The organism is Citrobacter werkmanii (assembly GCF_008693645.1).
Taxonomy (GTDB): domain Bacteria; phylum Pseudomonadota; class Gammaproteobacteria; order Enterobacterales; family Enterobacteriaceae; genus Citrobacter; species Citrobacter werkmanii.
The window spans coordinates 601,052-612,967 of the sequence record NZ_CP044101.1 but is presented as its reverse complement, the minus strand read 5'-3'; the positions used below and the strand labels follow the sequence as shown (position 1 = coordinate 612,967).

11 protein-coding genes are annotated in these 11,916 nt (G+C 52.2%); 7 read left to right on the top strand and 4 right to left on the bottom strand.

From position 1 onward, the window contains the following. The first annotated feature begins 2 nt into the window (after positions 1-2). Together pmrA and pmrB are read left to right on the top strand one after the other, a co-directional pair. Positions 3-671 (top strand): two-component system response regulator PmrA, encoded by a 669-nt coding sequence (pmrA, locus tag FOB24_RS03625; RefSeq protein ID WP_038636427.1) that lies wholly within the window; start codon positions 3-5, stop codon positions 669-671. Next, positions 672-1,754, top strand: coding sequence for a two-component system sensor histidine kinase PmrB (gene pmrB, locus FOB24_RS03620; protein WP_038636424.1), 1,083 nt, complete (start codon positions 672-674; stop codon positions 1,752-1,754). On the opposite strand, the gene pmrR is transcribed toward pmrB, so the two are convergent. Next, positions 1,748-1,837, bottom strand: coding sequence for an LpxT activity modulator PmrR (gene pmrR / locus FOB24_RS03615; RefSeq protein WP_038636421.1), 90 nt, complete (start codon positions 1,835-1,837; stop codon positions 1,748-1,750). The genes pmrB and pmrR overlap by 7 nt on opposite strands. A gap of 153 nt (positions 1,838-1,990) precedes the next feature. Then, the gene (proP, locus tag FOB24_RS03610; protein WP_038636419.1) at positions 1,991-3,493 is read right to left on the bottom strand and encodes a glycine betaine/L-proline transporter ProP; all 1,503 of its coding nucleotides are present in this window, start codon (positions 3,491-3,493) and stop codon (positions 1,991-1,993) included. A 699-nt stretch (positions 3,494-4,192) separates the two neighbouring features. Here proP and kdgT point away from each other — a divergent pair. Then, positions 4,193-5,191: a 2-keto-3-deoxygluconate transporter gene (gene kdgT, locus FOB24_RS03605; protein WP_051594499.1), complete on the top strand. Its 999-nt coding sequence runs from the start codon at positions 4,193-4,195 to the stop codon at positions 5,189-5,191. A 30-nt stretch (positions 5,192-5,221) separates the two neighbouring features. On the opposite strand, the gene FOB24_RS03600 is transcribed toward kdgT, so the two are convergent. After that, positions 5,222-6,115, bottom strand: a complete 894-nt coding sequence (locus tag FOB24_RS03600) for a diguanylate cyclase regulator RdcB family protein (RefSeq protein WP_069325135.1) — start codon at positions 6,113-6,115, stop codon at positions 5,222-5,224. Continuing rightward, positions 6,112-8,469, bottom strand: a complete 2,358-nt coding sequence (crfC, locus tag FOB24_RS03595) for a clamp-binding protein CrfC (RefSeq protein ID WP_150344520.1) — start codon at positions 8,467-8,469, stop codon at positions 6,112-6,114. The genes FOB24_RS03600 and crfC overlap by 4 nt, the downstream gene beginning before the upstream one ends. Before the next feature lie 538 nt (positions 8,470-9,007). On the opposite strand from crfC, the gene FOB24_RS03590 reads away from it, so the two are divergent. The 4 genes from FOB24_RS03590 (at position 9,008) to phnD (ending at position 11,890) form a co-directional block, all read left to right on the top strand. Further along, positions 9,008-9,343, top strand: a complete 336-nt coding sequence (locus tag FOB24_RS03590; protein WP_003031835.1) for a zinc ribbon domain-containing protein YjdM — start codon at positions 9,008-9,010, stop codon at positions 9,341-9,343. 139 nt (positions 9,344-9,482) lie between these two features. Continuing rightward, a complete protein-coding gene (gene yjdN / locus FOB24_RS03585; RefSeq protein ID WP_038636411.1) occupies positions 9,483-9,929 on the top strand; it encodes a VOC family metalloprotein YjdN in 447 nt (148 codons plus the stop codon). 132 nt (positions 9,930-10,061) lie between these two features. Then, positions 10,062-10,850 (top strand): phosphonate ABC transporter ATP-binding protein, encoded by a 789-nt coding sequence (gene phnC / locus FOB24_RS03580; protein ID WP_150344519.1) that lies wholly within the window; start codon positions 10,062-10,064, stop codon positions 10,848-10,850. Between the two features lie 23 nt (positions 10,851-10,873). Continuing rightward, positions 10,874-11,890 (top strand): phosphonate ABC transporter substrate-binding protein, encoded by a 1,017-nt coding sequence (gene phnD, locus FOB24_RS03575; RefSeq protein ID WP_038636405.1) that lies wholly within the window; start codon positions 10,874-10,876, stop codon positions 11,888-11,890. Positions 11,891-11,916 lie beyond the last annotated feature (26 nt).

Below are 11,916 nucleotides of genomic sequence, written 5' to 3'. Positions count from 1 at the left end.
GAATGAAAATTCTGATTGTTGAAGACGATACGTTGTTATTACAGGGACTGATACTCGCCGCGCAAACAGAAGGCTATGCCTGCGACGGCGTATCAACCGCCCGGGCAGCGGAACAATGCCTGGAGACCGGACATTACAGTCTGGTGGTTCTGGATCTCGGCTTACCGGATGAAGACGGTCTGCACTTCCTGAACCGGATCAGGCAGAAAAAATACACCGTACCTGTGCTTATCCTCACCGCCCGCGATACGGTGAAAGACCGGGTCAGCGGGCTGGACGTGGGCGCAGATGACTATCTGGTTAAACCGTTCGCGCTGGAAGAACTGCACGCCCGCATCCGGGCGCTGCTGCGTCGTCATAACAATCAGGGTGAAAGTGAGTTAATTGTCAGTAACCTGACGCTGAATATCGGTCGTCGCCAGGTGTGGATGGACGGGCAAGAGATTATCTTAACGCCGAAAGAATACGCGCTCCTGTCGCGCCTGATGCTCAAGGCTGGCAGTCCGGTTCACCGGGAAATTCTGTATAACGACATCTACAGTTGGGATAACGAACCGTCGACCAATACGCTGGAAGTCCACATCCATAATCTGCGCGATAAAGTGGGGAAATCACGTATCCGCACGGTCAGGGGATTTGGCTATATGCTGGTCGCCACTGAGGAAAGCTAAGTGAAGCTGCTGCAATATCTAAAACGACCGCTCCCTCTTCGCCAACGGTTAATACTGACGATAGGTCTAATTCTGTTGGTCTTTCAACTCATTAGCACCTTCTGGTTGTGGCACGAAAGTACTGAGCAAATACAGTTATTCGAGCAGGCGCTGCGCGATAACCGTAACAACGATCGCCACATCATGCATGAGATCCGCGAGGCCATCGCCAGCCTGATCGTCCCCGGCATCTTTATGGTCAGCCTGACGCTGCTGATTTGCTACCAGGCAGTGCGACGTATTACTCGTCCGCTGGCGGATCTGCAAAAAGAGTTAGAAGCGCGGGCAGCCGATAACCTGGCCCCCATTGAAATTCACAGTTCAACCGTTGAGATACAGGCGGTCGTCTCAGCGCTCAACGAGCTGGTGACTCGGCTGACCACCACTATCGAAAACGAACGCTTATTTACCGCCGATGTCGCCCACGAACTACGCACGCCGCTGTCAGGCGTTCGCCTGCATCTGGAATTATTATCCAAAACCCATAAAGTCGACGTTTCGCCGTTAATTGCCCGCCTTGACCAAATGATGGACAGCGTGTCGCAACTGCTGCAACTCGCCCGCGTCGGGCAGTCGTTTTCGGCCGGAAGCTACCAACATGTCAAGCTGCTGGAGGACGTGATTCTGCCCTCCTATGACGAACTCAGCACCATGCTGGACCAGCGCCAGCAGACGCTGCTCCTCCCGCAAAGCGCGGCGGACGTTGTCGTACGTGGCGACGCAACGCTGTTACGCATGCTGCTGCGCAATCTGGTAGAGAACGCCCACCGTTACAGCCCGGAAGGCACTACTATTACGATCGGCCTGAATACCGAACATGATGCCGTCATGGCCGTCGAAGATGAAGGTCCAGGCATTGATGAAAGTAAATGCGGGGAGTTAAGCAAAGCGTTTGTACGGATGGACAGCCGTTTTGGCGGGATTGGGCTGGGGCTGAGCATTGTCAGTCGGATCACCCAGCTACATCACGGGCATTTCTATTTGCAGAATCGTCAGGGAACGAGCGGCACTCGCGCCTGGGTGGAATTAGCGAAAGCTCAGTAAGAACTCACCCATACGTACAAAAAGCTGCTGACGATCAGCACGCTACACAGGGCAGTTAAACTTTCATAAATGCGGGTTTTCATGACACTCTCCTCCGAAACTATGGAGGAGAGTTTGCCTGAAGGATATTAAGCCAACCTTAAGTCGCTGTGATAGATCAACATAATGCGCCGGATGGCAGTTGGCGCCTTATCCGGCCTACTGAGTACAACGCTACCCGCAGGCCTGAAAGCTGATTACTCATCAATACGCGGATGCTGCTGCACCAGACGCGAACGCTTAAGCTGCAATTCCGCAATTTCCTGATCGATATCTTCGATTTTATGCTCGATGTTATCGTAGTGCTCACCAAGGATCTCTTTCGCTTCCTGAATATCCGAAGCGGCAGGCGTCGCCCCTTTCAGTGGCTTATTTGCGGTCTCTTTCATGGTGATACCGGTAATTAAACCAACCACCGCAATCACCATCAGGTAGTAAGCAGGCATCATCAGATTCTGCGAACTTTCCACCAGCCAGGCAGCCAGGGTCGGCGTCAGACCCGCAACCAGGACCGAGATATTAAATGCCGCCGCCAACGCGCTATAACGAATATGCGTCGGGAACATCGCCGGTAACGTTGACGCCATCACCCCGGTAAAGCAGTTGAGGATCACCGCCAGCATCAGCAGCCCGGCAAAAATCAGGCCGATGACATTACTGTTAATCAGGATAAATGCCGGAATAGCCAGAACAAACAGCGCAATACTGCCCATAATAACAAACGGGCGACGACCGAAGCGGTCACTGAGCAGACCCATCACCGGCTGCACAAACAGCATACCAATCATGATGGCGATAATAATCAACACGCCGTGGTCTTCAGAGTAATGCAGGTTATGCGACAGATAGCTCGGCATATAGGTGAGCAGCATGTAATAGGTAACGTTGGTGGCAATCACCAGACCGATACACGCCAGCAGGCTACGCCAGTGTTTGGTGGCAATCTCTTTAAACGAAACCTTCGGACCTTCCTGCAGGCCCTCGCGGTCGCCCTGTTCCAGTTTATCAACGTGCTGCTGGAACGCCGGCGTCTCTTCCAGCGCATGACGCAGATACAAACCAATCAGCCCTAACGGCAGCGCCAGGAAGAACGGAATACGCCAGCCCCACTCAAGGAAATTTGCCTCGCCGACAATGGTTGAAATCAGAACCACCACGCCCGCGCCCAGCACAAACCCGGCGATCGAACCGAAGTCCAGCCAGCTACCCATAAATCCACGCTTACGGTCAGGCGAATATTCCGCGACAAAAATCGACGCCCCGGTGTACTCTCCGCCGACCGAGAATCCCTGTGCCATCTTACACAGCAACAGCAGAATCGGCGCCCAGATACCAATCGAGGCATACGAGGGAATAAGACCGATACAGAAGGTACTGATCGACATAATCACAATGGTGATAGCGAGGATCTTCTGACGACCGTATTTATCGCCGAGCATACCGAAGAACAATCCGCCAAGCGGTCGAATCAGAAAGGGAACAGAGAAGGTGGCGAGCGCGGCAACCATCTGCACGCTGGGGTCAGCCCCCGGGAAGAACACTTTACCTAATGCGTAAGCAACAAACCCATAAACACCAAAATCAAACCACTCCATCGCATTACCTAACGACGCCGCGGTAATGGCTTTTCGCAATTTTCCGTCATCAATGATGGTGACATCGCGCAGCGTAATGGGTTTTATTTTTTTCCTTTTTAGCATACCAGTCCTCTTAGACTTAGCCCTGTCGCGCACAGTTCGACGCTCCTAACGCAACATGCGCTAAGGTCATCGCCGAGCGGGGAATGCACAGACGCAATCCCTGTAACAAGCGTAGCAGGTTTACTTACACTGGCTGGATACGAGCAGTACAACCGAACCTGTTGACGCCTGATTGGGCGGTTAATGACCTCTTTACCCTAACAGTGTTTAAATTTGTGATCAACTTCACACATGGTATTTCATTTCGTCAACCTGCGTAAATAAGGTCATTCTGAGTCAGCTTTTTTACATGTCATGCTTGCGATTTACTGACAATTAAATACAAGAATAAATCGCTTTATTGCGCCAACAATCACAGCGGTCACTATTATTCTGCTAGCAAAAAAATCACCTAATCCCTTCACAAAAAGATCACAGCTTTTTTAATAATCACAGCGATTGAGAACTTTTGCGCGGAATATGTGATGAAGATAACTAAAACATCGTTTTATTTTGATTGAATCAACGTTCCCATGAATGCAAACTAATTCCAGACGCAATATCCCTGGGAGCAGCGACACGCTCAACGTATGCCGCGTTAGATTCTATAAAACAAAGAGATAGCGATTACCTTTGTTAAGAAATTTTAGTAACCATTTGAATTTATTAATTTTTAACTCCTTGCGCATATAGTGCCTGCGACAAGATATGAGGACGTTTATGAAAATTAAAGCCACGATTGAACGCATCCCCGGCGGAATGATGTTGATTCCCCTGTTATTAGGCGCAGTGTTAAATACCTTGGCTCCCGATACTGGCGCGTATTTCGGTTCGTTTACCAAAGGTATGATCAGCGGAACGGTGCCTATTCTGGCGGTGTGGTTTTTTTGTATTGGCGCATCTATTGATTTACGGGCAACCGGTACAGTATTACGTAAGTCCGGTACGCTGGTTATCACCAAAATAGCCGTGGCGTGGGTAGTGGCAATGATAGCCGCGTCATTTATTCCTGATACCGGTATTCAAACCGGGTTCTTTGCGGGACTTTCGGTACTGGCAATTGTTTCCGCGATGGATATGACCAACGGTGGTCTGTACGCCAGCCTGATGAACCAGTACGGAACGAAAGAAGAGTCCGGCGCATTTGTGTTGATGTCTCTGGAATCCGGTCCGTTGATGACGATGGTGATCCTTGGTTCAGCGGGCCTGGCCTCCTTCGAGCCACACCATTTTATCGGCGCGGTATTACCGTTCCTGATTGGCTTTACGCTGGGTAATCTGGATCACGATCTGCGTTCTTTCTTCAGCAAAGCCACGCCGGTGCTGATCCCGTTCTTCGGCTTTGCGCTGGGCAACACCATTAACCTGAGCGTCATCGTTGATACCGGTCTGTTGGGTATTCTGCTGGGCGTCGCGGTTATCGTTATCACCGGTATCCCGCTGATTATTGCTGACCGCGTTATCGGTGGCGGGAACGGTACGGCAGGTGTGGCAGCCTCTTCTGCGGCAGGCGCTGCGGTGGCAAACCCGGTGATTATCGCCCAGATTAACCCGGCATTTGAACCGGTTGCCGCCTCCGCCACAGCGCTGGTCGCCGCCAGCGTGATTGTCACCGCCATTTTGGTGCCAATTATCACCGCGCTGTATGCCAAACGCTTTAATAAAAACCTGGTCGCCAACGAGACGGCGGCTACCCCGGCAGACTCTCTGCACCACTAACTCTGCCTTAGCCCCACTGACCGCCCCTGCTCAATTGATGAGTGGGGACGGTGCAAAAATCTCCTCAACCATCGCATCAGCCAGCCGTTTCGCCGAACACAATCGCGGCATTCCCAACGCCACATTCTGCCATCGCTGCGTCACCGACCAGCTCACCGGATGGCGCTGCGCATCACACCAGTCGCCTAACCAACTCAACATATCGTTGTGCTCGCCCGAGCCGCCAACCGTCGGCGCGCTGAGCCAATGATGATAATAATGACGCGTAGCGGGCGCCGCATTCACGCTGTCTGCCAGCGTCTGAGCAGCCATGATGCGCAGATTGTCTTTAAGCATTGAGACCACATCGGCATTCGCTAATCGGCAGGCGTCACCAAAAGCTCCCCAGCGCAGTTCTTCCAGCGCGACAAAACAGCGTCCGGGTAACGACCAGCCGTCATACGCCCCAGCCCGCCACCGGGTAAAAATTTGCTCGCTGTGTTCGCCCGCCTGAACCGTCAGGCCGCGTTGCGTCAATGCCTTCTCTTTATACGCGCCGCGTTGAGTGAACCAGTCCGTAAGCGAATTTATCTGCTGTATGAGACCGGGGGTGGACAGCCCCCGCGGATGTTCGGTCTGTTGCAAAAACATTAGCCGTTCGGCGATGCGCACCAGCGCCAGATGGCCCGGGTCGATCATGCCCGCCAACTTCTCCACCAGCTTCAGACGCATCACCAGATGCTCGCTGGACACTCCCGCCATCACCCACGCCCGAAGTTGCGTCTGGGATAGCACCTCCTGCGTCAGGCGCGCACGCAGCCGCTGCTGCTGTTGCAGAAAACCGCCGGAACGTTTGGTTTCATCTCCTTGAACCAGATCGACCATAAACTTCGGGTAGACACACTCCAGCGTCCGCCCGGGGCCTTCCAGTAACACGTTAGTCATGTGTGCTCAGTTGCAAAAAGGGTGTTGATATCGTCGCGCAGCAAGCGGGAATCTTCATAAAGCCATGCCGCCGTTGTAATGCGATGCTGTAATTGTTCATTCAACGCATTCACCGCAGACTCATTTTGCTGGCGCAGGGTCAGGCTCTCACGCAGGCTCGCCTGTAATTGCGCCAGACACAGCGAAAAATCAGCAAAAAACGTGGTCATGCCTGCCGTAACGGAAATATCGACCTGAGCAACCAAAGCTTTACGAATTTGTTGGCAAAACTGGGTAACGTAATGCACAAGGCTCTTGTGCAGCGCGCCCATATCAATGAGATAACGCGTTTTTGTTTCGACGTAATCATTCCATCCCCAGTTGGGTTGATTCAGCCAACGGGAGAAAGTGTCACGCACCACACCGCCAGTAGACGACGTATTTTCCGCCGGAATATCCTGTTCAATAGCCTCATTAAATAGCTGGCGGGTATTAAAATTAAACATCGCCGCATGAAAGGCCGGAAAACGGATACACGCACGAAATCCGGCGTGATTCAGCTCCTCTTTCACCCGCAATTCAATAGGCCGCATAGCGTCATTGAGTGCCCGGGACAGGGTCGACTCAAGCTGCTCAAAACGTAGCGCTAAATCCCGGCTAATACTCTCCTGGGCTGCCAGCAATACCCCTTCACAGGACGAGCGCATTTTATCTAAGACGATTTTCGCCTGCCCTTCGTCATGCAGCACCAGCATTTCACCCGCCATTTCAGCCGTTATAGCGCCTGATCCCTGGCCGTGCGGTGACATCATCAGGACGTTTTCTTTGACAAAAAACGTATTGATGCCGCACAGAATCTCAGTCTGTTGCTCATTGAGATAGGTCGCGGCAGATGCGAGCGCCAGTTCTACTTCATGGTTAACTTCATCGCTCACTCGCCCCTGACTTACCTGTAACTGCTGCATATCCTCTTCAATATGCGTAATGTTCAGCCGCAGTTTTTCATAGGCCACCGTTAATCCGTGGGCGCGAAACTCCAGATATTCGTGCGCGCTTTGCGCATAGTTCAATAACTTATGCGACGCGGAACGTAACGCATACAGCGAAGCATTGGCGTGAGCGGCATGAATCACGTTCTGAATCGGCTGCTCAAACAACGAATCTTCCCACAGTAAATCGGCGGCATGACGGATGTGCTCCGTATCCTCAAGATCGGTGGTACGCCAGCGCCTGCCCAGCGCCGCTTCGGCAAAATCCTGTACCCAGCGTTGCACCTGATGATCCGGCAACCGCCCGCGGGTGGTTAGCTCATGACGCGCTCTGTTCGCCAGATAGCCCCACATCGAGGAAACCGGATAGATCCGTTCAGGGGTGATTCCGCCTTGCATCAGCGTGCCGGAAATCAAAGCCCGCACCTGCTCTTCATCATCACTGTTGCGGTCTTTCTGATCGAATTTGTTGACCAGCGCGTACAGCGGCACTGTTTTCCCGACCGCCATAATCGCCCGACGGACTTCCTCATCAGAAATCGACTTCAGTTGGGTGTAATCCATTACCGCCAGGACCGCAGAAGCCCGCGCCAGCTGTTCATTCAGCATTTTTTGTAAGTGCGGTTGTCCGGCCTCGTTCGGCCCCGGCGTATCCAGCAGCGTTAATTGCCCCGGATAGCTTGCCTGTCCGGCCAAATGGACAAATTCGACCTCGATAACCGGAATATGCTCAATCGCGGCATAAGCGGCAAAAGGAAAATCAGCCTCCAGCGCTTTTGACAAACGCACCAGGTCATTCAGGCTTTTAAGACAATGGAAAATAGGCTGTGCGCCAAGATAATACCGTTCAAATGCCACGCCGTTTTCAATATGCTGCAGCAGGACGTTCATATCCTTATCAATTTCCAGCGTCTGCGTAAGACGCTGGCGATCGCATGCCCGCATGCGCTGCTGTAAAACCTTCATTAAGGCTTCGATCGGCGCGACATGCGAAAAATGCAGTACCGGCTCTTTCTGCCCCGGCGTATGGCGAATAAGCGTCGGTAACGCCGTCATCGGACGATTACGATTAGGTAAAACTTCTGTGCCGACAATCGCGTTAATCGTCGTCGATTTTCCCGCTTTCATAGTGCCAACGATGGCCAGCACCATTTCCAGACGCGTAATCTTGCGCAGCTCATTATTGAGCGTCGCCTGCTGGACGTCCATGCCACGCGCGCTGAAATGCAGGGGCTGAACAACCTGTCTGCTATGCTCTCCATGTTGCAGCGCGACATTATCCAACGACGTCATAGGCAATTTTTGTAATTGCCGGAGATGTTCAAGAGAGAGCATCAGCAAGCGTTCAGCTTCCTGACTTAATTCATATATTGTCTGTGTGTGCATGGAAAATTTTTCCTTAACGCAAATGGCATTACTTTTATTTAGCCTAATCGTTTTATTTATAGATTTTCGGCTTTTATAATTACGTGTGGAAATAATTAAAATCGAAACAACCAATTGATATTATTAAAATAAATTTGGCATATAACCGCTGGCCTGATGCCTCTCACTTATGTAATAAGTAAGAAAGATAAACAGCGTAGTTCAGTTTTAAAGAATACCCGCTGAATTCCCCTACTAAAATTAAGGGGGCAGGAGATATTCTGCCATCAGGATGTAGACACCCGTAAGCGGTGTTACCTATAAATATCAGTTATTTCGCCTCACCTTATCTTAAATAACCTGGCGTAGCAATTTCCCTTAAAAAATATTGCGCCATACTTCATTGCTGTGAAAGCAAAGGATCTTTACAGCAGATCATTTTGCTTTATCGCGCAGTAGTCCCGACAAAAGCAGGGATTTTATGTATAATTGCGGCCTTTTTCGGCAATCTGCCATTTTTTGGGCGCATTTGCCCCTGCTGACTTTTGAGGAAATCCACATGTCATTACCACACTGCCCACAATGCAACTCCGAATACACTTACGAAGATAACGGCATGTTCATCTGCCCGGAATGCGCTCACGAATGGAACGATGCTGAACCGGCTCAGGACAGCGACGAACTTATCGTTAAAGATGCTAACGGCAACCTGCTGGCCGACGGCGACAGCGTTACCGTAGTGAAAGACCTGAAGGTAAAAGGTAGCTCTTCAATGCTGAAGATCGGTACCAAAGTAAAAAACATTCGTCTGGTGGAAGGCGACCACAACATCGATTGCAAAATCGATGGCTTTGGCCCAATGAAGCTGAAATCAGAGTTTGTGAAAAAGAACTGATGCAAATTGCCTGATGGCGCTGCGCTAATCAGGCCTGTGTCAGCTCATCTGCCAGGCGGGAAGCTCATACTTCCCGCCTGGTTTATTTTTGCAGACGCTAACTACACTTAACTGGTTTCTTTTACCTGAGGTAAAGATCATGCCGTTAAGTCCCTATATCTCCTTTGCAGGCAACTGCGCAGACGCCATCGCCTACTACCAAAAAACATTAGGCGCCGAGCTGCTCTACAAAATCAACTTCGGTGAAATGCCCAAATCGGCGCAGGACAGTGAAGAAGGTTGCCCTTCAGGAATGAAATTCCCCGATACCGCTATCGCCCACGCCAACCTGCGCGTTGCGGGCAGCGACATTATGATGAGCGATAGCGCCCCCGATGGAAATGCCCACTACTCTGGCTTCACGCTGGTGCTCGACACGCAAAATGTCGACGAAGGTAAGCGCTGGTTTGATAACCTCGCGGCAAACGGAAAAATCGAAATGGACTGGCAGGAAACCTTCTGGGCCCACGGTTTTGGTAAAGTGAGCGACCAGTATGGCGTACCGTGGATGATCAACGTCGTCAAACAGCAGCAACCTACCGAGTAATCCAACGGGAGGCTTGTCCTCCCGTACTGTCATCAAAAATCGCTCAACTCTTCATTGTTGAGTAACCATCCCTTAACGAAAACGTCACATTGATCCGCCACGATGGGGCCACTTTTTTAGGGAGGCCGCATCATGCAAACGATTATCCACGTCGAGAAACTCTCCAAATCCTTCAACCAGCATCAGGCGCTCAATGCGGTTGATCTGAGCATCTGTTCCGGTGAGATGGTGGCTCTGCTTGGGCCGTCTGGCTCCGGCAAATCCACCCTTTTACGTCATTTAAGCGGTTTGATCACCGGGGATAAATCGCCCGGTAGCCATGTTGAGCTGTTGGGTCGCACCGTCCAACACGAAGGTCGGCTGGCACGCGATATCCGCCAAAGCCGCGCCCACACCGGCTATATCTTCCAGCAGTTCAATCTGGTTAACCGTCTGACAGTACTGGAGAACGTCCTGATTGGCGCGCTCGGCAGCACGCCATTCTGGCGCACCTGTTTTAGCTGGTTCAGTCAGGAGCAGAAACAGCGTGCGCTCCAGGCGCTGACCCGCGTTGGCATGGCGCACTTTGCGTATCAGCGCGTTTCCACGCTTTCGGGCGGGCAACAGCAGCGCGTCGCTATCGCCCGGGCGCTGATGCAGCAGGCCAAAGTGATCCTGGCCGACGAGCCTATTGCCTCGCTGGACCCGGAATCCGCACGCATCGTAATGGATACCCTGCGCGACATTAATCAGACCGACGGCATCACCGTGGTCGTCACGCTGCACCAGGTGGATTACGCCCTGCGCTATTGCGAACGCATCGTCGCGCTGCGCCAGGGCAATGTCTTCTTTGACGGCAGCAGCCAGCATTTTGATAACGATCGTTTTGACCATCTCTACCGCAGCATGAACCGCGTCGAACAGAACGCGCAGGCTGCCTGACATCCCCACAATGAGGAATGGAAATGAGCTATAAGACAGTTGCCGCGCTGGCCTTTACCAGCATGTTTAGTCTCAGCACCCTGCTCAGCCCGGTCCATGCCGAAGAGCAGGAAAAAGCGCTGAACTTTGGCATTATTTCGACCGAATCACAGCAAAACCTGAAGCCGCAGTGGGAACCGTTCCTGAAGGACATGGAAAAGTCACTGGGCGTGAAAGTGAACGCCTTCTTCGCCCCGGACTACGCCGGGATCATCCAGGGAATGCGCTTTAACAAAGTCGATATCGCCTGGTACGGCAACCTCTCGGCAATGGAAGCGGTGGATCGCGCTAACGGACAAGTGTTTGCCCAGACCGTCGCCGCCGACGGATCCCCGGGGTACTGGAGCGTGTTGATCGTCAACAAAGACAGTCCGATCAACAACCTGAACGATCTGATCGCCAAACGTAAAGATCTGACCTTCGGCAACGGCGATCCCAACTCCACGTCAGGCTTCCTCGTCCCCGGTTACTACGTCTTCGCCAAAAACAACATCTCCGCCAGTGATTTCAAACGCACCGTTAACGCCGGACACGAAACCAACGCGCTGGCCGTCGCCAACAAGCAGGTCGATGTCGCCACCAACAACACCGAAAACCTCGACAAACTGAAAACTTCCGCACCGGAAAAACTGAAAGAGCTGAAGGTGATCTGGAAGTCACCGCTGATCCCGGGCGATCCGATCGTCTGGCGTAAAAACCTCTCCGAAACCACCAAGGACAAGGTGTACGACTTCTTTATGAACTACGGCAAAACGCCGGAACAGAAAACCGTACTTGAACGCCTGGGCTGGGCGCCGTTCCGTGCCTCCAGCGACCTGCAACTGGTGCCAATTCGTCAACTGGCGCTGTTTAAAGAGATGCAGGGCGTGAAGGACAACAAAGGGCTGAACGAGGAACAGAAAGCCAGCAAAACCTCGGCGCTGAAAGCGCAGCTCGACGATCTGGACCGTCTGACCGCCGCGCTGGGCGCTATGACCAGCGTCACCAAAGCGGTGCAGTGATTTGTAGACCGGATTGTAGGCCGGAT

Bases quoted from the DNA above. Each gene is read 5' to 3' on its own strand.
- pmrA (WP_038636427.1), top strand. From the start codon at position 3: ATGAAAATTCTGATTGTTGAAGACGATACGTTGTTATTACAGGGACTG.
- pmrR (WP_038636421.1), bottom strand. From the start codon at position 1,837: ATGAAAACCCGCATTTATGAAAGTTTAACTGCCCTGTGTAGCGTGCTG.
- proP (WP_038636419.1), bottom strand. From the start codon at position 3,493: ATGCTAAAAAGGAAAAAAATAAAACCCATTACGCTGCGCGATGTCACC.
- kdgT (WP_051594499.1), top strand. From the start codon at position 4,193: ATGAAAATTAAAGCCACGATTGAACGCATCCCCGGCGGAATGATGTTG.
- FOB24_RS03600 (WP_069325135.1), bottom strand. From the start codon at position 6,115: ATGACTAACGTGTTACTGGAAGGCCCCGGGCGGACGCTGGAGTGTGTC.
- crfC (WP_150344520.1), bottom strand. From the start codon at position 8,469: ATGCACACACAGACAATATATGAATTAAGTCAGGAAGCTGAACGCTTG.
- FOB24_RS03590 (WP_003031835.1), top strand. From the start codon at position 9,008: ATGTCATTACCACACTGCCCACAATGCAACTCCGAATACACTTACGAA.
- yjdN (WP_038636411.1), top strand. From the start codon at position 9,483: ATGCCGTTAAGTCCCTATATCTCCTTTGCAGGCAACTGCGCAGACGCC.
- phnC (WP_150344519.1), top strand. From the start codon at position 10,062: ATGCAAACGATTATCCACGTCGAGAAACTCTCCAAATCCTTCAACCAG.
- phnD (WP_038636405.1), top strand. From the start codon at position 10,874: ATGAGCTATAAGACAGTTGCCGCGCTGGCCTTTACCAGCATGTTTAGT.